25 protein-coding genes and 2 pseudogenes are annotated in these 22237 nt (G+C 55.3%); 10 read left to right on the top strand and 17 right to left on the bottom strand.

The window, feature by feature from the left end:
• The first annotated feature begins 1 nt into the window (after position 1).
• Positions 2-298, top strand: a complete 297-nt coding sequence (locus tag AC2TEM_RS18975) for a DUF7742 family protein (protein ID WP_170403088.1) — start codon at positions 2-4, stop codon at positions 296-298.
• Here the strand turns inward: AC2TEM_RS18975 and AC2TEM_RS18970 are convergent.
• The gene (locus AC2TEM_RS18970) at positions 279-617 is read right to left on the bottom strand and encodes a TraR/DksA C4-type zinc finger protein (RefSeq protein ID WP_170396506.1); all 339 of its coding nucleotides are present in this window, start codon (positions 615-617) and stop codon (positions 279-281) included. The two genes, AC2TEM_RS18975 and AC2TEM_RS18970, sit on opposite strands and share 20 nt — an antisense overlap.
• Positions 618-703: 86 nt before the next feature.
• Between AC2TEM_RS18970 and cysE the strand changes: the two genes are divergently transcribed.
• Complete coding sequence (gene cysE, locus AC2TEM_RS18965; protein WP_170396508.1) at positions 704-1513, top strand: serine O-acetyltransferase; 810 nt, start codon at positions 704-706, stop codon at positions 1511-1513.
• 71 nt (positions 1514-1584) lie between these two features.
• Here cysE and AC2TEM_RS18960 read toward each other — a convergent pair whose 3' ends face one another.
• From AC2TEM_RS18960 to AC2TEM_RS18935, 6 genes are all read right to left on the bottom strand, one after another.
• Complete coding sequence (locus AC2TEM_RS18960) at positions 1585-2886, bottom strand: pyruvate dehydrogenase complex dihydrolipoamide acetyltransferase (protein WP_170422211.1); 1302 nt, start codon at positions 2884-2886, stop codon at positions 1585-1587.
• Between the two features lies 1 nt (position 2887).
• On the bottom strand, positions 2888-3148 hold the full coding sequence (locus tag AC2TEM_RS18955; protein WP_170403080.1) for a hypothetical protein: 261 nt from the start codon (positions 3146-3148) through the stop codon (positions 2888-2890).
• Positions 3148-4521: a pyruvate dehydrogenase complex E1 component subunit beta gene (locus tag AC2TEM_RS18950; protein ID WP_170396514.1), complete on the bottom strand. Its 1374-nt coding sequence runs from the start codon at positions 4519-4521 to the stop codon at positions 3148-3150. The genes AC2TEM_RS18955 and AC2TEM_RS18950 overlap by 1 nt, the downstream gene beginning before the upstream one ends.
• Before the next feature lie 15 nt (positions 4522-4536).
• A complete protein-coding gene (gene pdhA, locus AC2TEM_RS18945) occupies positions 4537-5526 on the bottom strand; it encodes a pyruvate dehydrogenase (acetyl-transferring) E1 component subunit alpha (protein WP_170396516.1) in 990 nt (329 codons plus the stop codon).
• Positions 5527-5698: 172 nt separating this feature from the next.
• The gene (locus AC2TEM_RS18940) at positions 5699-5998 is read right to left on the bottom strand and encodes a septum formation initiator family protein (protein ID WP_170396518.1); all 300 of its coding nucleotides are present in this window, start codon (positions 5996-5998) and stop codon (positions 5699-5701) included.
• A 130-nt stretch (positions 5999-6128) separates the two neighbouring features.
• Positions 6129-7319 (bottom strand): phosphoglycerate kinase, encoded by a 1191-nt coding sequence (locus tag AC2TEM_RS18935; RefSeq protein WP_170422210.1) that lies wholly within the window; start codon positions 7317-7319, stop codon positions 6129-6131.
• Between the two features lie 135 nt (positions 7320-7454).
• On the opposite strand from AC2TEM_RS18935, the gene AC2TEM_RS18930 reads away from it, so the two are divergent.
• Positions 7455-7961, top strand: a complete 507-nt coding sequence (locus AC2TEM_RS18930) for a peptidylprolyl isomerase (RefSeq protein ID WP_170396522.1) — start codon at positions 7455-7457, stop codon at positions 7959-7961.
• Complete coding sequence (locus tag AC2TEM_RS18925) at positions 7954-8502, top strand: peptidylprolyl isomerase (protein WP_170422208.1); 549 nt, start codon at positions 7954-7956, stop codon at positions 8500-8502. The genes AC2TEM_RS18930 and AC2TEM_RS18925 overlap by 8 nt, the downstream gene beginning before the upstream one ends.
• 51 nt (positions 8503-8553) lie before the next feature.
• Here AC2TEM_RS18925 and aqpZ read toward each other — a convergent pair whose 3' ends face one another.
• Positions 8554-9243 carry an aquaporin Z gene (gene aqpZ / locus AC2TEM_RS18920; protein ID WP_170403069.1) on the bottom strand — a complete coding sequence of 230 codons (690 nt, stop codon included), beginning with the start codon at positions 9241-9243 and terminating at the stop codon, positions 8554-8556.
• 239 nt (positions 9244-9482) lie between these two features.
• Here aqpZ and AC2TEM_RS18915 point away from each other — a divergent pair, with 239 nt between their 5' ends.
• Positions 9483-9848 carry a cupin domain-containing protein gene (locus tag AC2TEM_RS18915; RefSeq protein ID WP_008758336.1) on the top strand — a complete coding sequence of 122 codons (366 nt, stop codon included), beginning with the start codon at positions 9483-9485 and terminating at the stop codon, positions 9846-9848.
• Positions 9849-10024: 176 nt separating this feature from the next.
• Here the strand turns inward: AC2TEM_RS18915 and AC2TEM_RS18910 are convergent, their stop codons facing one another.
• The 5 genes and pseudogenes from AC2TEM_RS18910 to AC2TEM_RS18890 form a co-directional block, all read right to left on the bottom strand.
• Positions 10025-10525: a bactofilin family protein gene (locus tag AC2TEM_RS18910; protein WP_170396528.1), complete on the bottom strand. Its 501-nt coding sequence runs from the start codon at positions 10523-10525 to the stop codon at positions 10025-10027.
• Positions 10515-11840: a DUF5930 domain-containing protein gene (locus AC2TEM_RS18905; RefSeq protein WP_170422207.1), complete on the bottom strand. Its 1326-nt coding sequence runs from the start codon at positions 11838-11840 to the stop codon at positions 10515-10517. Before AC2TEM_RS18905 ends, AC2TEM_RS18910 begins: the two co-directional genes overlap by 11 nt.
• Before the next feature lie 178 nt (positions 11841-12018).
• Positions 12019-12213 (bottom strand): annotated as a pseudogene (locus tag AC2TEM_RS18900) (DUF455 family protein); the annotation flags it as partial.
• Positions 12214-12586: 373 nt separating this feature from the next.
• Entirely contained in the window at positions 12587-13393 is an 807-nt protein-coding gene (locus tag AC2TEM_RS18895; protein WP_480856365.1) for a ferritin-like domain-containing protein, read from the bottom strand.
• A gap of 592 nt (positions 13394-13985) precedes the next feature.
• Positions 13986-14216 carry a helix-turn-helix domain-containing protein gene (locus AC2TEM_RS18890; RefSeq protein WP_480856375.1) on the bottom strand — a complete coding sequence of 77 codons (231 nt, stop codon included), beginning with the start codon at positions 14214-14216 and terminating at the stop codon, positions 13986-13988.
• 163 nt (positions 14217-14379) lie between these two features.
• Here AC2TEM_RS18890 and AC2TEM_RS18885 point away from each other — a divergent pair, with 163 nt between their 5' ends.
• Positions 14380-14718, top strand: a complete 339-nt coding sequence (locus AC2TEM_RS18885) for a hypothetical protein (RefSeq protein ID WP_480856364.1) — start codon at positions 14380-14382, stop codon at positions 14716-14718.
• 192 nt (positions 14719-14910) lie between these two features.
• On the opposite strand, the gene AC2TEM_RS18880 is transcribed toward AC2TEM_RS18885, so the two are convergent.
• Complete coding sequence (locus AC2TEM_RS18880) at positions 14911-15114, bottom strand: hypothetical protein (RefSeq protein WP_480856363.1); 204 nt, start codon at positions 15112-15114, stop codon at positions 14911-14913.
• Between the two features lie 462 nt (positions 15115-15576).
• Between AC2TEM_RS18880 and AC2TEM_RS18875 the strand changes: the two genes are divergently transcribed.
• Entirely contained in the window at positions 15577-16149 is a 573-nt protein-coding gene (locus AC2TEM_RS18875; RefSeq protein WP_480856362.1) for a carboxymuconolactone decarboxylase family protein, read from the top strand.
• A 221-nt stretch (positions 16150-16370) separates the two neighbouring features.
• Entirely contained in the window at positions 16371-17150 is a 780-nt protein-coding gene (locus tag AC2TEM_RS18870; protein WP_170594466.1) for a methyltransferase domain-containing protein, read from the top strand.
• Positions 17151-17433: 283 nt separating this feature from the next.
• Here the strand turns inward: AC2TEM_RS18870 and AC2TEM_RS18865 are convergent, their stop codons facing one another.
• From AC2TEM_RS18865 to AC2TEM_RS18855, 3 genes are all read right to left on the bottom strand, one after another.
• Positions 17434-18009 (bottom strand): MaoC family dehydratase, encoded by a 576-nt coding sequence (locus tag AC2TEM_RS18865; RefSeq protein ID WP_480856361.1) that lies wholly within the window; start codon positions 18007-18009, stop codon positions 17434-17436.
• The gene (locus AC2TEM_RS18860; RefSeq protein WP_480856360.1) at positions 18010-18801 is read right to left on the bottom strand and encodes a class I SAM-dependent methyltransferase; all 792 of its coding nucleotides are present in this window, start codon (positions 18799-18801) and stop codon (positions 18010-18012) included.
• A gap of 63 nt (positions 18802-18864) precedes the next feature.
• Positions 18865-19785: a sulfurtransferase gene (locus AC2TEM_RS18855; RefSeq protein ID WP_480856359.1), complete on the bottom strand. Its 921-nt coding sequence runs from the start codon at positions 19783-19785 to the stop codon at positions 18865-18867.
• A gap of 265 nt (positions 19786-20050) precedes the next feature.
• Between AC2TEM_RS18855 and AC2TEM_RS18850 the strand changes: the two genes are divergently transcribed.
• Both AC2TEM_RS18850 and AC2TEM_RS18845 read left to right on the top strand, forming a co-directional pair.
• Positions 20051-21331, top strand: coding sequence for a tetratricopeptide repeat protein (locus tag AC2TEM_RS18850; RefSeq protein WP_480856358.1), 1281 nt, complete (start codon positions 20051-20053; stop codon positions 21329-21331).
• Between the two features lie 383 nt (positions 21332-21714).
• Positions 21715-21921 (top strand): annotated as a pseudogene (locus AC2TEM_RS18845) (hypothetical protein); the annotation flags it as partial.
• Positions 21922-22237 lie beyond the last annotated feature (316 nt).

The raw sequence follows: 22237 nt of genomic DNA, 5'->3' as shown, positions 1-22237 counted from the left end.
CGTGCGGCCAGTCCTGCACGGAGATCTCAGCGCGGCGGCGCGGGCTTTGCTGGCCGCGCCGCGAACCGACCGCGATAGGATAAGCACCCTCCTGATTGCTGAGGCCGAACTGGCGGATCGACATGTCGCCAGAACAGGGCGGTTGCATCCTGTTTATGGAAATGGCTCGTTGATGGCAGCCGCGCGCTGCCGGCCCTTGGCAGACGAGCCAAATTTCGACGATCTGCAATATTGCCAATGTTTCGAGATGGTTCTGCGCAAACTGATCCGGTTCCAAATCAGCCAGATGCGCAGCTGACACATTTTGAGGCGGCAAGGTCCAGCTCTAGCCTTCCGTGCGCTATTTCCTCGCCGCAATCTTCGCAATAGCCGAATTCGTCTTCGTCCATCCGGTTCAGCGCGGCCCGAAGCCGATGCGTTTCGGTGTCGCGCCGGGCCTGTTGCGCCTTGGCCATTGCTTGATTTTGCAACGCATCCATCCGGCTGAGCCGACCCACTGCCTGTTGATCCAGCTCCACAACTGATTGCGCATCCTGACCGGCGGCGGATTGCGCGGCCAGATCGCGAAGGCGCTGGTGAATAAGCTTCCGAAAATGGTCCAGATCGGCTGAGTTCATTTTTTGTTGTAGTGCATATCAAGGGTTTGCGTTTGGTAATTTTACGACTAGATGGCTATTCTAAGCGCAGCAAAGGATGAAAAGCCATGTTCGAAACGCGCAGCCAAGTGACACCTGTGGACCCGGTTTGGGACCGCATCACCTCGGAAGCCCATGCAGCCGTTGAGAAAGAGCCGCTGATGGGCGGGTTGGTACACGCCTGTATCTTACATCACCGCAGTCTTGAGAGGGCATTGTCCTATCGCATCTCGGCCAAGCTATGCTCGAATGAGATGTCGATGATGGTACTGCGTGAGATCGTGGATGAGGCCTATGCTGACGACAAAGCGTTGATTGAAGCCGCGCGCGCGGACCTGATGGCTGTTTATGAACGCGATCCGGCCTGCCACCGCCTGCTGCAACCGATCCTTTATTTCAAAGGGTATCAGGCGATGCAGGCTTATCGCGTGGCCCACTGGCTTTGGAACAAGGGGCGCCATGATCTGGCGTATTTCTTCCAGATGCGATCTTCCGAGATATTCGGCATTGATATCCATCCAGCTGCCCGCATCGGTAAAGGCATCATGATCGACCATGCCCATTCTATCGTGATCGGTGAAACCGCTGTGGTTGGGGACAATGTTTCGATGCTGCATTCGGTGACGCTGGGCGGGACCGGCAAGGAAGAAGAACAGCGCCATCCAACCATTGGTGACGGCGTTCTGATCGGCGCGGGTGCTAAGGTTCTGGGCAATATCGAGGTTGGCCATTGCAGCCGTATCGCCGCCGGATCAGTGGTGCTGCAGGAAGTGCCACCGTGCACGACGGTCGCTGGCATTCCCGCCAAGATCGTGGGCGAGGCCGGGTGCGATCAGCCGTCAATCTCGATGGATCATATGCTGGGGAAAGACCAGTAATTCGGAGTGAATAGACGAAAAAGGCCGCCTCGGGGTTCGAGGCGGCCTTCTTTGTGCATGATCTTCTGGGCTTAGGCCAACATGACCATCGGATTTTCCAGGTTGTCGACGATGGCTTGCAGCAGCTGAGCGCCAAGCGCGCCGTCGATGACCCGGTGATCGACCGACATGGTGACGGACATGACGGTTGCGACCGTCAGTTCTCCGTCATCGCCCACGATGGGTTTCTTGAGGCCGGTACCAACTGCGAGGATACCTGCATGCGGCGGGTTCACGATGGCATCGAAATTGTCGATGCCGAACATGCCGAGGTTCGAGACTGCGAAAGTACCGCCTTGGTACTCGTGCGGGGCCAGCTTGCGCTCGCGGGCGCGTCCGGCGAGGTCTTTCATCTCGGTCGACAGCGCCGACAGCGATTTGGTGTCGGCATCTTGCAGGACCGGAGTGAACAGACCGCCCTCGATGGCGACGGCAACAGCCACATCCGAAGGTTTCAGTTGCAGAACCCGGTCACCCGCCCAGACGGCATTGCACTCGGGCACCTGCTGCAGCGCGTTGGCGACGGCCTTGATGATGAAGTCGTTGACGCTGAGCTTCACACCCCGGCCTTCGAGCTGCTTGTTCAGCTGGCTGCGGAATTTCAGCAGCGCATCCAGCTTGATATCCCGGCGCAGGTAGAAATGCGGGATGGTCTGTTTGGCCTCAGACAGACGCGCGGCGATGGTCTTGCGCATGCCATCGAGTTTGATCTCTTCGTATTCGCGGCCTTCGTACATCTTGGCCACGGCGTCCGCCGATGGACCTGCGGGAGCGGCGGCGGCTGGGGCGGCTGCAGCAGCAGGCGCAGGTGCTGCTGCAGGTGCGGCTGTGGCGCTTTCCACATCGGCTTTGACGATACGGCCATGAGGGCCAGAACCTGAGATTTGAGCCAGATCTAGACCCTTTTGCGCGGCAATCCGACGAGCAAGGGGGGATGCGAAGATACGACCGCCATCCGCTTTGGCCGGTGCCGCTGGGGCAGGGGCGGGCGCCTCGGGTGCCGCTGGTGCGGCAGCCTCGTTGCCCGCTGCGGCAGCTGGTGCAGCCGCGGGAGCAGCGGTTGGCGTTGCACCGATATCATCAGCGCTTTCTCCATCTTCCAGCAGGACTGCGATGGCGGTGTTGACTTTAACGCCTTCGGTTCCCTCAGGAATAAGGATCTTGCCGACGGTGCCTTCGTCAACGGCCTCGAACTCCATTGTTGCCTTGTCGGTTTCAATTTCGGCCAGCAGATCGCCCGAGGAGACGGTGTCGCCTTCCTTGACGAGCCATTTTGCAAGTGTGCCTTCCTCCATCGTCGGGGACAGGGCAGGCATCAGGATTTCGGTGGGCATTTCAGCGCTCCTCAATCAGAGTAATTTGGTCAAAGGGCGCTTTGGGGCGCCCGGTGCCGCGTGCGAGTGTCGCAATCGCAGCCTCGATTTTGTCTTTGTTCTCCGCCATCCAGACATAGGCGGTCTGGTGTGAGGGGCGCGCGCCGATCAACCGCATATCCGCCGCCAATCGCTCGGGTACAAGCGCCCGCACGATGCGGTTGTCGATGTCAATCTCGACACGGTAGCATTCGGTTGCTGGATCGCGGCCCCTGATCTCCATTACCGGTAGGTCACCTGTTTCACCGCAGCGATCACCTCATCAGTGGTGATCAGCGCCAGCTTTTCGAGGTTCGCCGCATATGGCATCGGAACATCTTTGCCGGTGAGGGTGATGACCGGGGCGTCGAGATAATCGAACGCTTCCTGCATGACGACCGAGCTGATGTAGCTACCAACGGAACCTTGCGGCCAGCCTTCTTCGACGGTCACAAGACGGTTGGTTTTCATCACCGAGTTGATGATCGCGCCAGTATCCATCGGACGGATAGTGCGCAGGTCGATCACCTCGGCGCTAATGCCGTCTTCGGCCAGCTTGTCGGCGGCTTCCAGCGCATATTGCATGCCGATGCCGAAGCTGACGATGGTCACATCCGAGCCTTCGCGCCAGATGCGGGCCTTGCCCAGTGGGATGGTCAGGTCATCCACTTGCGGCACGTCGAAGGACCGGCCGTAGAGGATTTCGTTTTCCAGGAAGACCACGGGGTTCGGGTCGCGGATGGCCGATTTCAGCAAACCTTTGGCATCGGCTGCGGAATAGGGCATCACCACTTTGAGACCTGGCACCTGCATGTACCATGCGGCGTAGTCCTGCGAGTGTTGCGCGGCCACGCGGGCAGCGGCACCGTTAGGGCCACGGAATACAATCGGACAGCCCATCTGACCGCCAGACATATAAAGCGTTTTGGCGGCAGAGTTGATGATCTGATCAATCGCCTGCATGGCGAAGTTGAAGGTCATGAACTCGACAATCGGTTTCAGCCCGCCAAAGGCCGAGCCGACGGCGATGCCGGTGAAGCCGTGTTCAGTGATCGGGGTGTCGATGACACGTTTGGCACCGAATTCATCGAGCAGGCCTTGAGAGATTTTATAGGCGCCCTGATATTCAGCGACTTCTTCGCCCATCAGATAGACATCTTCGTCGCCGCGCATTTCTTCGGCCATCGCGTCGCGCAAGGCTTCGCGGACGGTTTGCTGCGCCATCTCGGCGTCGGCAGGCCAATCGGGCGACAGGTCCACAACCGGAGCAGCGGGGGCTGCTGCGGCAGGAGCGGGGGCCTCAACCGCCGCAGGGGCGGCTTCGGCCTCCGCTGCGGCTGCGGGCGCAGCCACGGGCAGGGCGGAGGCGTCTTCACCATCTTCGACCAGGATCGCGATAGGGGTGTTTACTTTGACCCCTTCGGTGCCCTCGCTGATCAGAATCTTACCGACGATGCCTTCATCGACGGCTTCGAACTCCATCGTAGCCTTGTCGGTTTCGATCTCGGCCATGATGTCGCCCGAGGATACGGTGTCGCCTTCCTTGACCAGCCACTTGGCCAATGTGCCCTCTTCCATCGTGGGCGAAAGGGCGGGCATGAGAATTTCGGTTGCCATGTCTTATTCGTCCTCTCAGGCGTAGATATCAGTCCAGAGCTCGTCCAGCGACGGCTCGGGGCTTTCTTTCGAGAATTCGGCGGCCTGATTGACGACCTCTTTGATCTCTTTGTCGATCGCCTTCAGGTCATCCTCGGTCGCGTGTTTGCCGGTCAGCAGCAGCTCGCGCACGTGCTCGATCGGGTCGCTTTGTTCGCGGACCTTCTGAACCTCTTCGCGTGTACGGTACTTGGCCGGGTCAGACATCGAGTGGCCGCGATAGCGGTAGGTTTTCACCTCGAGGATGTAGGGACCTTTGCCCGCACGGCAGTGGGCGACCGCTTTTTCACCTGCGGCTTTGACGGCCAGCACATCCATGCCGTTCACCATTTCACCCGGTATTCCGAAGGCTTGACCGCGGTGGTAGATGTCGGCCGAAGAGGTCGAGCGTGCTTGCGCGGTGCCCATGGCATACTGGTTGTTCTCGATCACGAATACCACCGGCAGTTCCCAAAGAGCAGCCATATTGAAGGTCTCATAGACCTGACCCTGGTTGGCCGCGCCGTCACCGAAATAGGTGAAGGTTACGCCGCCGTTCTCTTTGTATTTGTCAGCAAAGGCCAAACCCGCACCCAGCGGAACCTGTGCGCCGACAATGCCGTGGCCGCCATAGAAATTCTTCTCTTTCGAGAACATGTGCATCGAGCCGCCTTTGCCTTTGGACAGCCCGCCTTCGCGACCGGTCAATTCGGCCATTACGCCGCCCGGGTCCATTCCACAGGCCAGCATGTGGCCGTGATCGCGATAGGACGTGATGCGCTTGTCGCCTTCTTTGGCCGCGGCCTCAAGGCCGACAACAACCGCTTCCTGACCGATGTAGAGGTGGCAGAAACCCCCGATCAGACCCATGCCGTAGAGTTGACCTGCCTTTTCCTCGAATCGGCGGATCAGCAGCATCTCGCGGTAATATGTGGTCAGTTCTTCCGCAGAAACATTTGGTTTCTTTGTGGTTTTTCGCGCAGCCATAGTGGCGATCTCCCCCTTTCGGCAAGATAGTTTAGCGTTAAACTATCTCATAGAGCATTTCACACGTTCTGGCGAGTACTAATGTTACGCGAGGGCAGGATACGCGAGTTGCGGCCTGCCACAGCTTATCTTCCGGGCGTTAAGGTACAGAGATTCTTAGTCAAAAATTTCGTCAGCGGATGACGATCTCATCCGCGCGGATCATGCCGAGCACTGAGCGGGCCTGTTGATCCAGCAGATCGAGATCCAGATAGGTGTCTGACAGTCGGCGGGTCAGGTTCTCCATCTGCTCGATCTCGGCGTTCAGCTGCGCCAGATCGCGAGACAAAACATCGCGCTCGGCGGCAATCTCGACCCGGCGAAACAGACCGTAATCCCCTTGAACGGCGGCAAAGGTGAAATACACCCCCAGCATGAAGGCGATTGAGAAGAAAATGAAAGCCCCTAAACCGGGCCGATTGGAACGGGACACTGTGTTAACCGCCGTGTGAAATACTGCCTCAGAAACGCACCCTTTTTGGATGTCTCGACGCACTATGTCACAGGTGATTCGGGTTGTGAATCCCCTGTGTAGAAAAAGCTGAGACCTGAGGTTTGAGCGCTTACGGGTCCAGCGCGGCCACACCCGGCAAGGTCTTGCCTTCCATCCATTCAAGGAAGGCACCACCAGCAGTAGAGATATATGAGAAATCCGTTGCCGCGCCCGAGGCGTTCAGCGCGGCGACCGTGTCACCCCCACCCGCGACCGAGGTCAGCTTGCCATCGCGGGTTAGTGCAGCCGCCTTCAGCGCCGCCGCATTGGTTGCGGCATCGAACGGGGTCAGCTCAAACGCCCCCAGTGGGCCGTTCCAAATCAGGGTCTGGCTTTTTTCCAGCACTTCGGACACGGCTGCGACGCTTTCGGGACCGGCGTCCAGGATCATCGCGTCCGAAGGGCACTGATCAGCGGGCAGAACCTGATGCGGCGCGTTGGCCTCGAACACTTCGGCCACGACGATGTCGCGCGGCAGGACGATCGTACAGCCTGCGGATTCGGCCTTGCCGAGGATTTCGGCGGCGGTATCGGTCATGGCGTGCTCGGCCAGCGATTTGCCGACATCGATCCCCTGCGCCAGTAGGAATGTATTCGCCATCCCGCCACCGATGACCAGATAGTCAACCTTCTCGATCAGGTTGCCCAGCAGGTCCAGCTTGGTCGACACTTTGGCGCCCCCGACAACCGCTGTGACAGGCCGCTTGGGCGCGCCCAGGGCGGCCTCAAGTGCGCTCAGTTCCTGCTGCATCAGGCGTCCGGCACAGGCGGGCAGCAGACGGGCCAGCGCCTCGGTCGAGCTGTGGGCGCGGTGCGCGGCCGAGAAGGCATCGTTGCAATAGATGTCGCCCAGCTTTGCCATGCCTTGGGCAAGTGGGACGCTGTTTTTGGTCTCCTCGGCATGGAAGCGGGTGTTTTCCAGCAGCAGAACCTCACCTTCCGTCAGGGCGGAGGCTGCGGTTTCAGCCTCATAGCCTACGCAATCATCTGCAAAGCGCACGGGAGCCCCAAAAGCGGATTCAAGTGCTGGCACAAGCTGCTTCAATGACAGCTCGGGTACATGCTGACCACCGGGGCGTCCGAAATGGGCCAGCAGGATGGGTTTACCACCTGCGGCGAGGATATCGCGTACGGTTGGCACGATCCGTTGAATGCGGGTGTCGTCGGTCACCACGCCATCCGCGACCGGTACGTTGATATCCACGCGCACCAGAACCCGCTTACCGCCAAGATCCATATCGTCCAGAGATTTCCAGCCCATCGCGCTCATCCTTGCCCATTGCATCCAGTTTCAGCGGTTCTTTTCCTGCATTTTGCGTTCAGGTCAATGCGTCACTTGGCATTCGCGCGCCCGCGTCATAGGTATTTGCGCAAGTTTCAAAGACAGGAGAGCCAGATGGCCGAGATCAAAGACCCGGAAAACACGATCATCATTGAGCTGAAAGACGGGAATGTCGTTATCGAACTGCTGCCCGACGTGGCCCCTCAGCACTCGGCCCGCATGAAAGAGCTGGCGCGTGGTGGTGAATATGACAACGTCGCCTTCCACCGTGTGATCGACGGGTTCATGGCGCAAACCGGCGATGTGCAGCATGGCGACATGGAAGACGGGTTCAACATTCGTATGGCGGGCACCGGTGGATCGTCGCTGCCGAACGTACCTGCCGAGTTCTCGAAACTGCCCCATGATCGCGGCACGTTGGGTGCGGCACGCTCGGCCAACCCGGATTCGGCCAACTCGCAGTTCTTCATCAACTTCAAGGACAACCATTTCCTGAACGGTCAATATACCGTGTATGGCCGCGTCATCGACGGGATGGAGCATGTAGACGCGATTGTGCGTGGTGAGCCGCCAGCGAGCCCCGACCGCATGATCAGTGTTAAGGTGGCTGCCGATGCATAAGCTGGCTGCAGTTTTTGCCTTGCTGGCCAGCCCTGCGCTGGCAACCGGGCTTGAGATTGAGATCGAGGGCGAGGGCGCCAATGGCACCGTCACCGTTGATCTATTCGAGGATATTGCGCCCAAGCATGTAGAGCAGATCACCGCTCTGGCCGCTGCTGGTCAGTACGATGGGGTTGTGTTCCACCGTGTGATCGACGGCTTTATGGCGCAGACCGGCGATGTTGAGTTTGGCCGTGTTGGTGGCGACATGCGTCGTGCGGGTACGGGTGGATCGGATCGCCCTGATCTGCCTGCCGAATTCTCGGATTTCAACTATGACCGGGGCGTCGTCGGCATGGCGCGGGCGCAGGACCCAAACAGCGCGAACTCGCAATTCTTCATTATGTTCGAGCCCGGCCCTTTCCTGAATGGTCAGTACACGGTTGTCGGTCAGGTGACAGACGGGATGGACGTGGTCGATGCGATCAAGCGGGGCGATGGCCCTAATGGCGCAGTGATCGGACAACCGGATGCGATGAAAAAGGTCACGGTGACCGAATAAAAGAAAACCCCGGCGCGCTTCTGCGGGCCGGGGGTTCTTGATGCGGCCGGGTCAATCGTCGTCCGACATCGCCCGCCAGATCAGTGCGCCAATCGCACCGCCGATCAAAGGTGCCACCCAGAACAGCCAGAGCTGCGCCAGTGCCGGACCGTCAGCAAACAACGCCACGCCGGTTGACCGGGCGGGATTTACGGAGGTGTTGGTCACCGGAATCGAGATCAGGTGGATCAGCGTTAACCCCAAACCAATCGCAATCGGGGCGAACCCGGCAGGCGCGCCGCTGGAGGTCGCGCCGAGAATGATCACGATGAAGAACGCGGTCATGACGATTTCGATGATCAATGCGGACATCATCGAATAGCCTTCGGGTGACGCCTCGCCATACCCGTTCGAAGCAAATCCTCCGACACCTTCAAAGCCGGGCGCGCCACTGACGATCAGGTACAGCACCGCTGCTGCGGCGATCGCTCCGATCACCTGCGCGATCCAGTAAGGGATCAGATCTTTGGCATCGAACCGCCCTCCGATCATCAGCCCAAGACTGACCGCCGGGTTAAAGTGCCCGCCAGAAATATGACCGACCGCATAGGCCATGGTCAGAACGGTCAGGCCGAAAGCGAACGAAACGCCTAGCCAGCCGATACCGACATCGGCCACACCTGCAGCCAGCACCGCGCTGCCGCAGCCGCCCAGCACAAGCCAGAATGTACCGAAGAATTCGGCCATGAGTTTTGATGACATGAAAAGCCCTCCAGAAATCAATGACTTTAAGGTTAATTCAAAAAACGCTTTTTGTGAAACTGTGAGAATGCGAGGGATTTTCCTTCAAGACACGTCAGATAGGGGGACTGTTAGGGAATATGCTTATTCCGGTGTGTTGGCGATTAAGAACGACACACTCGGCCCAACTTGCGTTTTTCTCCTTTGCGCCCCAATGTCCGGTATCGGTTGTGGGCTTGCGATGTGGCGGGGGTATCAAAGTGAAGTTCAAAAAGCTGTATTCGGATGCTCAAGGCGAAAGCCATTGGAAAGACATCGAAGTCGAACTTGAAGAGCAAAGCTTTGCACCACCTGCGAAAGCAATCGAGATTTCAAAGCCAGAAGCTGTCAAGCAAACCATGTTCTTGAGACTCAAGAAGGGTTGGGATGAGCCAATTCATCCCACACCTGTCGCTCAAAAGCTCATTTGTCTTTCTGGCTCAGTGCGCGTGACCGCGAGCGACGGGGAATTCAGAGATATTGGTCCGGGTGACGTCTGGCATATGGAAGACAAACACGGCAAAGGCCACCACACAGTAGTAACAAGCGATGATGATTTTCTTTCGATGATCGTGCAGTACGAGTAGCGGGGGCAGCGCAGACCAAGCCCTCCTGATCAACCAAGCGCATTGCGGCACTTGCGCGGTGTAAGGCCGCTACGTCCCGCATTGAGGTCATTGTCAGATTTAGACGAACACCCCAGAACAAAAAAAACGCCGCAGGGTATCCTGCGGCGTTGCTGATTGGTCTTGCCGATAAGTGTTTACTGCTTCACTTCCGCCGCCGGGTTGGCACCCGATTTGCCGCTGCGGCCCGGGTTCAGCGGGTCGTCCTGACGCTGCACCGAACCTTCGAAATGCGCGCCGCTTTCAATGGCGATGGTCTTGTGAATGATGTCGCCTTCGACGCGGGCGGTCGAGGTCAGGCGGACCTTCAGGCCGCGGACGCGGCCCACGATACGACCGTTGACCACTACGTCATCTGCAGTGACTTCGCCCTTGATGGTGGCAGTCTCGCCGATGGTCAGCAGATGGGCGCGGATGTCGCCTTCGACGGTGCCCTCGACCTGGATATCGCCCGAGGTCTTGATGTTACCTGTGATGTGCAGATCCGAGGATAGCACCGATGCCGGTGGCTTGGGCTTGGGAGGGGTGCTGGCCTTTGTTTCAGCCGGTGCAGGTGTTGCCGGTGTGGCCGGAGCGGCCGGTTTTGCTGCCTCAGTCTCTTTCGACCCGGGTTCGTTGATTTTGCTCTTAGAAAACATTTCTCGCAGCCTTGATGTAAGTCATTGGGTTCATGGGTTTTCCGTTCACGCGCACCTCGTAGTGCAGATGCGTGCCGGTCGATCGTCCGGTGGTACCCATATCAGCAATATGGTCCCCGCGCGAGACCCTTTGGCCAACCTTAACGCGAAGATTGCTGTTATGAGCGTAAAGTGTCTCAATCCCGAAGGCGTGTTTGATTTTCACCAGCTTTCCGAAACCGGATTGCCAGCCCGCATGGGTGACAACGCCATCGGCGGTCGCAAAGATATCGGTCCCGCGAGGACCGGCGAAATCCGACCCGTTATGCATGCGCCGGCCGCCGGTTTTGGGGTCGCGGCGGGTTCCGTAGCCACTGGTATAACGGACAGCGGCGCGCACCGGGCTGGCGAAGGGGGCCTTTTCCGCAGCGATGCGATAGAGGTTCAGCTGGTCCATCTGTTCCAGCAGGATATTGGCGCGGATCTGGTCGGGGCTCAGTTCCTCACCGCGGGTGCTGAAGGATAAAGGGGTCAGCGGACCGCCCATACCGCTATATCCGCGCCGAACTTCGTCGAGGATACGATCTGTTGGCATGCCCGCGCTGCGGAACATCTTGTCGAGAGGTTCGACCGAGATCAGCATCGCCTCTTCCAACTGGCGGAAAATCTCGTCGCTGCGCTCCTGCATCAGGCGGATTTCAAGCTCGAGCTCGTCACGCTGGTCCAACGCGCCTTGCGCATCGGCAGCGATCTGGTCGCGCTGCGCCGCGGTCCGGGCCAGGGCATCGGTCATAAATGCCATCTGTTCCGGGTTTGCCGATGCCATCGCATAAGCCGCGTCCGCATCATTGCTGGGTTGCAGTTCGGCCAGTTTGGTCCGCGCGTCTTCGCGTTGCTTCATAGTGGCACGCAGCGTGGTTTGGATCACCTCGATGCCGGTTTCCAACTCGCGCCGGCGGTTTTCGGATTCCAGCAATTCGGACTGCATGACCGAAATCTGTTCCAGAGCTGCGTTAAACCTGTCATGTGCAGCCAGCGCTTCGGCCGCACGCGCATCGCGCTCTTCCGACAGGATGTTCAGACGTTCTTGATACGTAGCCTGATCGCGCTTGGCCTGTTCCCGGAAATTGCCCGATCCGATGCTGTCCATCAACAGAACTGACGTGGCAATCGCGGTCCAGGCGACCATCACCGACACACCGGCGACTGCAGCGATCTGAGTTTCAGAACTCAGTCGGATGAACCGCGTGTCGTTGTCAGATTTCAGAAAAACACGGCGCTCTGGAAAGTGCCGCTCGAGCAGTGAGTGTAGTTTAATTGCCAGACGTGTCCGCACGCGTCCTACCTCAATTGTCCCCATATCTCGGAGCCGGTCGTGAGTGAGTAGCCGCTCCTTGACGCGATTGCATAAAGCGGTCGAGGCATTCGGGCAAGTTTGTTAACCAATCAAGAGCTATGAACGGAGAATTACCGCACGTGATCGGCGAGAACTTGCCGATAGCGAGCATTTGCGGTCAGTCCGACACAACTCCGGGTGGTGGCAGGTCTTCGGTCAGGGGCCAATAGAAATCTGGCGGCAGTCCGGCCTCGGCCCGTTTCTCTTCGTTAAATGGTGGTTTCAGCGCGCCGTGGAAATAGCGGCGGACGAGGGCGTGGAATACATCCTTGGGGTCGGCATTCTCGCGCCCGCACAAGGAATCGTTATACCAACCAAAATCGATTTTTCATTGTTTTTGTCAGCGCGACTCCCTTGAAAACAATCAATGCATCGAACTGAAATACTTCCACTTCAAAAAGTTCCACGTGCATTATGGAACTTTTTCGCCCCCAAACCCGATCAAAAGTTCCATGCACTTGAGATCCAGTCTTGATTGAAACGAGGAGAGAAGCGGCAAACAGGAAGAGCATTGGTTTTGACTTGGGCAATTCTTCTGCGTCGCTTGGACGGGATCCCGCAGGCCGAAACAGTCCCGCCCTTGGGAGTCGGAACTCTTACCTGATGAATTGGCGCGAAGGGTGATTACTTGAAGTACGAGGTCCTCAAGCAAAATGCTTCAGTGGCGCAGGCAACTGCCAACTTTCTCAGCGAACATAAGGAGGAAGTTCCTCAGCGAGCGGCCAATAAAAGTCAGGTGGCAATCCGGCATCTGCGCGTTTTTCTTCGTTAAACGGAGGCTTCAAACCTCCTTTGAAATAGCGCTTTACTAGCGCATGGAATACTTCTTTTGGATCACTGTTGTCCCTGCCACAGACGAAGTTAAACCATTTCGCCCCATACGCCACGTGGCTGACTTCCTCACTGTATATGGTTTTGAGGCTTTCAACAGCCGCGGTCTCTCCAGCTTTCTCGAAAACGTCTATCATTCCCGGTGTTACATCTAGCCCTCGTGCCTCCAATACCATTGGAACGATGGCTAACCGTCCTTGTAGGTCGTTTGCAGTATCTGATGCCGCGCGCCACATTCCATCATGAGCGGGCAGGGCTCCATAGTAGCTTCCCATCGTTTCCAGGCAATCACAGATCAGATTGAAGTGTTTTGCTTCGTCGTCTGCGGCTTTCACCCAATCGTCATAAAATCCCATCGGCATCGGCACGTGGGCGAAGCGTGAGATAATATCCCAGTGCAGATCGACGGCATTGAGTTCGATATGAGCGACGGCATGAAGTAGCGCTATTCTTCCTGCTGGAGATCCCGGCTTGCGCTTTGGTACGTCGCGGGGACTGAGCAACTCTGGGTGCTGCGGGCGAGCTGGATGATCTGGTGGAATAGAACACCCGAGTTCAAGAACTTCACCCGTAGTCCGCGCAGTTTTCCAAACAGAAGCGTAAGCTCGTGATTTGGCTGTTTTTGCGTGACCATCCGCCGTGGAGAGCACGTCGACTGCCATTGCAGTCAGCGTAGTCGGACGCTGTGTTTCAGCGCCTTTTTCAGTGCGGCTAGACAAAGTGTAAATTGCTCCAAGGTCGGTGGAATTAGCAGAGCTTGGCTTTTAACCAAATGGCGCAACAAACTTTCTCAGGTTGCCCGCAATGCCTACTATAGGGCGTAGCCTGCGTCCAGATTTCATGTTGCTGCGTGGTCTGAACCATCATGCGCTCCCGATACCAAGGCTGTGTGTCTGCGAGAACGCTTATTGAGTGACCGGTTCATTGGAAGATCGGACGGTCGATGAGCCTCGATTATATGTACAAAACGGTCGTTTACACAATTGTCCAGAAGGTTCTTGCTCGTCTAAACGCTTTCGAAATCGTTTGCTCAGAATTGTTTTCAATTTTTAACCTTCGCTAGCAATCGTCACGAGCAAAAGCTCCTAGGGTAGATTATTTATGTAGGCACTTAGTCGGATATTGTCCCCAATAAACTTTTGCCACGCCAATCTCCACTACCCGATTATGGGCAACCTGGCATCGACATTTCCCCGTGCGACGAACTCGACAAATTGTCCTCTGTCGGACACCGAAACGGGGCATTTAGGTTTGTTACCCTTTGGGGTTGGAAATCTCGGCCTCCATTTCCAACACCAATTGGCTCAAGGAAAGACCCAACGCATCACTAAGCCGTTGTAGGGTAGCAAGAGTTGGTTGATGTCGACAGCTTTCCAGCAGGGAGATGTAGCGCATGCTTCTACCCGCCATGTGTGCAAGTTCTTCTTGCGAGAGTTTTTGGGCCTGCCTGTGACGTCTCAACACGATTGCGAGCGCGGCTATCATTGGGTCATCGATTCGTTCACGGTCCATAAAAGGACAAAGGGGCCAAAGAGTGGCTTGCGGCTATGAAGTATACTGTGAATACTGAGTGGAACGGAAAGAAACTCTTTAGGAATGCAGATTCCAAAAATCTACTTGATCTGGCTCGTGCAAGGAAAGACGGAACATGTCAAAAAAGTTGTCTGACGATCAGTTCGCTGTGTTAGTCCAAGTTGTTACTGAAAAAGTTTTGGATGCAGTTTCGAGTCAGGGTGAGCAATCTACTAAAAGCGTGGAAGAAGAACCTCCCACCGTAGTGCGCAAGCGTAACCGCTGGCGCCCAGTATCGCCCTACACAGGCCAGCTTCACTTGAAGGTTTTGCCGGAAGATGAGGAGTGGTTTAAAGAGCTAAGAAGGCAAAACAACGTTCAGAACGGAAAGCTCTTTCATCTTTTCCGTAAGTTCATTGACGACAACGCGTCTATCTGTGCCGCTGAGTTTCAATTGACTGATCGCGTGCCTTGAAAGCGCCAACGAAGCTGGAAAATGATGAAATTCACTCACAACCTGTCGTGTGCGAACTCCAAAAAGACTGTTTGAAGTGACCACCACACCTGACGATTGCCGAGTTGGTTGCTGAAGTCGAAAGAAGACCACTAATTGCGCTGTTCAATTGCGGGTTAGTGGTCTCGTGGCGGCATACCGGGCCCTCTCTAATCAAGGCCCGGAGCTAGAGACCTCGAAGTGGGTATTCACCACACGCAACAAATGCTCAAAGTCACCCTGGACGGCGTCCTCAAGAAAGGCCTGAATTCGTGCTTGCCCTACTCCGGCTTTTTCGGCTGCTATCTGACAACGTGCCAGCACTTTAAAAGCGTTGGGGTTTGTTCTGGGCAGGTCGATGGTTGCAAGTTTTTTCATGTCCAATCCTCTTGTTGAATGCCGGGCAACCATTGCAGATCGAAATTAATCTCAGGTATAAGAATTGGGTACTTTGCCCACGATCCAGAGACTGAAAAAAATAGAAAAACTCGCGATTATGCAGCGTTTGCGCTGTCGGCAACCAGCCACCCGCTTAATCTGCACATCGGCCAATCGCGAATATTCCGTCAGTGCCAGCCTTAGACCCAAAGTTCAGAATGCTTCCCTACGCTATAAGGTCAGCAATGCGCAGAAAGCGGACTTTGCATATTTTATGAGAACCGCACGAAATTACCTTTCACGAAGTGACGAACACGCTGCCACTCAATCAGGCAAACCTGCCGTTCGCAGGTTTCCAACAGAATCTCTGTGCGGAACCCGGAATTGCTTTAAGGTTGCGTAAACATCGTTGGTTCCTCACGTGAGACGAAGTTATCCAAAACAAGATTGAAAGAGAATTGAATGAATCGCCTGTTTCCATCTCTGCCCGAGAACGCAACACTGGGAAGTGTTTATCAAGCCTTTCCGGACAAGCTTTCTCCGCTTTGTGCGTACGAAAGCTTGGTGATGAGGGGAGAGAGCGACCTATCGGTCGCCCAACGTGAATTGATTGCAGCCTATGTCTCGGGCTTGAATGCTTGTGCCTATTGCCATGGCGCACACATCGTTTTCGCCAAAGCCTATGGCGTTGAGGTCGAGACAATCGAGGCACTGATGGAAGACCGCGATACGGCGCCCATCGAGGATCATCTTAAACCGTTACTAGCATACATTGAAAAGCTCACCGTCTCGCCATCGCGAATGACGGAAGCCGATGCAAAAGCGGTCTACGCCGCAGGCTGGTCGGAGAGTGCGTTGTTTGATGCTATCCAAGTGTGCGGTGTCTTTAATCTCGTGAACCGCTTCATAGAAGGAACAGGTGTTCAAAGTCCTGGCAACGACCCAAGACAAGCGGACGAGGCCACTTTAAACCGATGCCGCAGCGACACCTTCTATACCGATTTCGGCCGGGAGAATGGCCTCGACATCCCTTGAATTGATGTTGTTCTAAAGTTCGAGCCGCCGCAAAAAGCTGGGACAATAAAGCGGCAGAAACGTCCTTACGTCCCGAGGTTAACCAATTCGTCGATACCAGTCGGCACCTTCAGTTATTTTGGTAGATCCATGTTCAAGCCTCAATGATCGGCTCTGCTTTTCGTAGATAACCCATTTTCTGATAAGGTTTGGAGACTTGTGGGCTTTGTAAGGGGTGAGAGTTGCTTAAGTTTGACGCGGAGACAACGAGATTACTTGAAATCGCCTATCAAGGAGCTGAATTGACGCGGCGAAGACAAGCTTCATTTGATGCGCTGTGCCCGGCTCCCGGTGAAACTATTTTGGACATCGGTTGTGGCAACGGGATGTTAACAGCGGAGTTGGCCCGCGCAGTTGGCTCGGATGGCTATGTCATCGGGATCGACCCAAGCGAGGATATGACAGCAGCCGCAAGAGAACGATGCAGCAACTACGCAAACGTGGAGTTTCGTGCTGGTGCCGCAAATAGCTTACCTATTGAAGATGAGAGTGCTGACAAGGCTGTCTCGGTACAGGTCTTTGAGTACATCGAAGACGTAGACGGTGCATTGGCTGACATGCTGCGGTGCGTCAAACCCGGCGGGCGCCTCGTCATCAGCGATCTACACTTTGGTAGCTTGATTTGGTTCAGCGGCGAGCCTGACAGAATGCAAAAGATGCTGACATCCTGGAACCAGCACTTTGTGAGTGGTTCCGTTCCGGAAAGACTGCCTGCACTAATAAAGGCCCGCGGTGACCACGTGGAAGATGTCTTGTCGTTCACAATGACAGATCACCAGCTAAGGCCTGATGGTCTCGCAATCATGATGATGCACCTCATGAAGCAATACGCTGTCGCAAATGACCATGTTGATCCCAACATAGCGCAATCGTGGTTCGACGAGCAGCTCAGCCTTGCAAAAGTTGGACGCTTCTTTTTTTCGATGACCCAATTTATCGTCGTGGTGCGTAGAAAGGGGTGATCGAGCTAAGTAACTCGGCCTAGTTTCTTCCACGGGCTTCTTGAAAGTCGCGGTTCAAGAGACCACGACTGGTGTAACAATCGCCCTAATTGGTTCTGCAATTCTTTTGTCCGTACTTAATTGTCGTCGGTGAAGCCCCAAGGAAGTGCCAGACGTGCAGGCATTGATCAGACGTTCGAACGACCGCAGCAATAGAAACCTTATGTGGCGAGCCCAAAGATACTCTTGAAGATGACAACGGGATGTCAAACTGATCGCCGCGCCCAAGCCGCTGCAAACTGCCTTAACTCCGATATGCCATCACGTGGTGCATGACCAGGTTAAGAACTTCAACATCGTTCTGGTTAAATGTCTGGTATCGGAATTTGACCGTTCCCCGGTCTGGCTTCGAACGTGATGGTGTAATTGCCTCAACCGTGACGCACACGCTGATCGTGTCACCAGCATACACCGGAGCCAGCCACCGTACATCGTCCATACCATGTCCACCCAGGTTGGTGCCGGTAAGTACACCAGTGTCGCGGAACAACCTGAAAGTAAGCGCTATTGTCTGAAATCCACTGGCGATGAGACCACCGAAAATCGACTCTGCGGCAGCCACTTTGTTAACGTGGAAGGGCTGCGGGTCATGAACCAGTGCGAAGTCAATAATCGCTCCCTCGGTCAGCGTAACGCCACCGGTTTCGAAGGTTTCGCCAACCGACAAATCGTCGATGTATTTTCCGCTGGCCATGGAAAAAGTATAGTTTGATGCACTCTCAACCGTCAACGCGGAGCCCCGCTCGGCAGCCACTAATGCCGCATTGTCATTCGACCATGGTAAAGATCGTAATTGAGAACTGAGCCAGTGGTCGTTCACCTATGCCGCGGCGACAAAAAGGTGCGCTTCTTGAGGTACGTGCAATACGCTTTCTTTGTCATATTTAGACAAAGCGTCTGCAACCTCTTCCACGACCTTGTTGGTGACGTCAGCACCTGCATCCCTAAGATCAGTTTCGATTGGCAGCGCCATGATTTGCGCACGAAGATCAATAAATCTTCGCTCTAGTACCAACGGCTCGTAACGAGCTATCTCGAAGCCTGCATCGACCAATAAGTTCGAAATGATGTCCCCATCTCGAAACGAAAAAGGCGCTCTGGCCTTTGTTGCGGCATCTGTTCCAACATGCCGTTCGAGAGCTTTTGCAAGCGCTCCATTGAAGGGCGACACTGCACGCCAACATGTCAAAAATAGCTGACCGTGATTGCGCAAGATCCGATGAACTTCCTGCAACGCGGCGGATTTGTCGGGGAAGAACTGAAGCCCCTGTTGTATGAAGGCATAGTCAAACGTAGCATCTCCGAAAGGTAACTCGGTTACATCTGCTGCATACCACTCGAGCACATGACGACAATCCGGCTGATTGGACTGCGCGACCTCAATCATGGTTTCGTTCAGATCTACGCCAACAACCCGGCCTTCGCCCGTCAGTTTCCTTGCAATCTCTCGCGTCAAAGCCCCGGTGCCGCATGCGATGTCGATAACACAAGTGCCGCTTCGAAGCCGAACCTTCTGCATTGTTGCTTCAGCCAATGGGCCGAACATCGCAGGCACACTATGGTTGTTGTACTTCTGCGCAGCCTCTTTGGTCAGCCGGAAATTGTCCGTCATCAAAATATCCTCCTAGCGACGCGTCAATAATTGGACCACCCAAAGTGACCCAAAATCGTAGTCTCACGAGGTTTCAACCGGAAGGCTCTCATCGGCGCTCCACTCAGCCCATGAACCATCGTACAGGCGGGACTTTTCGAACCCCATTTGGCGCAGCGCAAGGAGCCCACAAGAAGCAGCTATGCCACGGCCGCAATAGGCGATGACCTCATCGTCAGTTTGAATTCCCTTGTCCTGATAGTGCTTGAGAAGCTTGGAATGATCCGCCAACTTGAATGAACCATGTTCCTTTAGTTTAGCTGCACGTTCGGCAATGGGTATGTGTGCCAAATCCGGATCGATGTTCGATATCGCCGGTATGTTGACGGCACTTGGGATGTGTCCCGAGCGACCTCCCCATGTGTGAACTCCGTCGCCTCGGAAGAGGTCGTTTGGTAGAAAGTCCACAATTCTGACTCCGGGCTTATCCATCGCATCCAAGACATCAGCTTTGCGGGCAATCCAATTGCTCTGCACTGTTGGTTCAAAGTCACCATGCTCAACGGTTAGATCGCCAGTTTCAGTGGGCCGACCTTCGAGTTTCCATTGCTGCAAGCCGCCGTCCAAGACCTGCACGTTTTTATGGCCATAGTGCGAAAGTGCCCACCAAAGACGCGCAGACGCCAATGGAAGCCCGGAGTCATCGTAGACCACGACATGACTGTCGTTAGTAACACCCAACTCGCGCATCTTTTTCCCAAAATCCGCTGGCTCGAGCAACATATCGGGAGTGTTCTGAGTGCTGTCTGCAAGCTCTGTCGACATACCAACATACACTGCGCCAGGAATGTGCTCGGCTTGGAACTCGCTCCTATCGTCATAGGCCACGCCCTTGCCGTTTTCCTCCCTAAACTTCCAGCGAACATCAATGATGCGTAGTTTCGGTTCAGTCAGGTTATATGCCAACCAAGCCGTATCAATGAGTGGGCGAGTTTGGGTTGTCATACCTACGTTCTCCTCTAACCGGACGCGGGTCGAGCCGTATGCAATAATCCCCAAAATTGCTTTCGGAGTCCAATTTTGGGAAATCGGGATTTGATGAAGCAACAATGTTTGAACGGCATTTTGATGATTTCATGAGACTTGCGAAAAGAACGGATGCAGAAATCATGGCACCTCGTAATGTCGATTTCCTTTGACTCGTTTAAGTCTAAGCATGCTCATATAGCTCACTGACGGACTGGTTTGGTAAAGACAGTGGAAGGTTTGGATGCTTGAAGATCGGTACGGAAGCCCGCTAACGACCACATCACAAACTGCGCGAGACGCTTATGTTAAAGGCATCGACCGTTTTCTGGGTGCTTTTGATGATGTTGAAGAAGCTTACCGTTCTGCAATGCGGGCAGATGCTGGCTTTGCTATGCCTCATGTTGGGCTTGCGCGCTACCTTGTTACTGTCGGGCGTGGACAAGATGCAAAGCGTGAAATAGCCGTCGCAAAAGAACTTTCGCATGGCGTCAGCCCGCGCGAAGCCGCCCAGATCGACATTATCAGCGATCTCATTGAGGGGCGTGTACCGCAGGCCTATAGACGCATCCGAGATCACGTCGCAGACCATCCACGAGATATTTTGCTGGCACAGACATGTACCAGCGTATTTGGCTTAATAGGGTTTTCAGGTCAGGCTGGACGCGAGGCGGAGCAGCTTGCGTACACAACCATGTTAACGCCTCACTATGGCGACGACTGGTGGTTTCTCTGCCAGCATGCGTTTGCCCAGATGGAGGCCGGACAGATTGGCCCGGCCGCGGAAAACATCGAGCGCGCGCTTGAGTTGAAGCCAGACAGCGCACACAGTGCACATGTCAGGGCCCATCTCTACTATGAGAACGGGGAAACGGACGCTGGCTACGCTTATCTACGCGAATTCTGGCAAGACTATCCCTTCACAGCGTATCTGCACTGCCATCTCAGTTGGCACGTCGCTCTGTGGGCGCTTGAGAGCGGCGATGTGGCGGGTATGTGGAAGCTGTTCGATGATTATGTTTCCCCCGACCGACCTCCTGCGCCACCTCTGAACGTTCTGACTGATAGTGTGGCAATTGTTCACCGCGCCTTTTTGGCTGGCGAGCAAATTCCCCAGGAGCGTTGGCAACAACTCAGTGACTATGCTGTTCAGTTCTTTCCTTCACCTGGCTTGGCTTTTGCGGATGTTCACGCTGCTCTTGCGCATGCGATGGCTGGAAACAGAGAGCGTCTGGAACCAACCATTGACGGCGCAAAGGGACCCGCAGGCCCCACCGTTGCTTCTGTCGCAGGCGCATTCCGTGCGTTGGCGGATGGAAATGCGGATGAAGCGATTGAGAAATTCGTAAGTGTCATGTCTGAGCACGAACGCCTTGGTGGTAGCCGGGCGCAACGCGACATTATTGAGTTTTCATTGGCGCATGCGCTGGCAATATCGGGACAATCGAATGAAGCTCGACGTATCCTCAACATGCATCGACCGCATACCTCTCACGACCATGCAGTTGCCACGCTAGAAGGGTAGGGTGCCCGTATTTTTGACGCCCGCAATGAGTACAAATTACACGTTTTCAACGCCAGTTAGAACAGAAGCTGTCGCACGACGTTACCAGGCCCCAAAAGTGTTGGTTGGCGGAAAAGACCAACCTGACTGCCGACATCAGCTTTCTCAAAAGACCGTCTTAGGTGTGCGAGCGGTGTTTGTGGTCTTGTCGGTGGGCTACTGTGGATGGATTGGACGGTGCGTCACGCACGTAGCCGATAAGTTGATCAGTCGCCAAGAAGAGTGCTTCGATCAAATGGGGCTCATATAAGTCGGGTCTATGCCTTGGGTCGGCTTTGATGTCGCCAGTATCGAGAAGCAGCCCATTGTGGTAACCTCCTACCTTTGATTAGGGGGTTATTGTGATGGAATACTATGATCTCGGTAGCTACAGCCGAAAGATCACAACCTCGTCGGACGAAGCCCAGCTTTGGTTTGATCGTGGTTTGGCTTGGATTTACGCGTACAACCACGAAGAAGCGATTGTATGCTTTCAGAATGCCGTGGCTGCCGATCCAAATTGCGCAATGGCGCACTGGGGCATCGCGTATTGTATTGGGCCGAACTACAACCGTGTAGGTGCGCTCATAACGCTGCATTCCTAACATTGATTTCATTGAAGAAAATCTTGGAAGATTGCCCATAACTCTGCGCGGTATTTGCGCATAACTTTGCACGATTTGCCCATAAGTTTACGTGCCACAGAGTACCCATCGAACAGACCAGCTCCTTTGGCTTATCTGCAATTCTCAAATGCAACTTATTCCCAATCGCCAGCAGACGAGCGCCACGTCTTAGCGTCCGCATCCCAAACACTGGAGGTGACGCAAGGCGTTGGGTTTATTCCGTCGCAATTGGATCCATGAATATCCGCAACAACAACGCGTT

It is taken from the genome of Ruegeria sp. HKCCD3925 (assembly GCF_057221175.1).
This window is presented reverse-complemented; position numbering and strand designations above follow the sequence as displayed.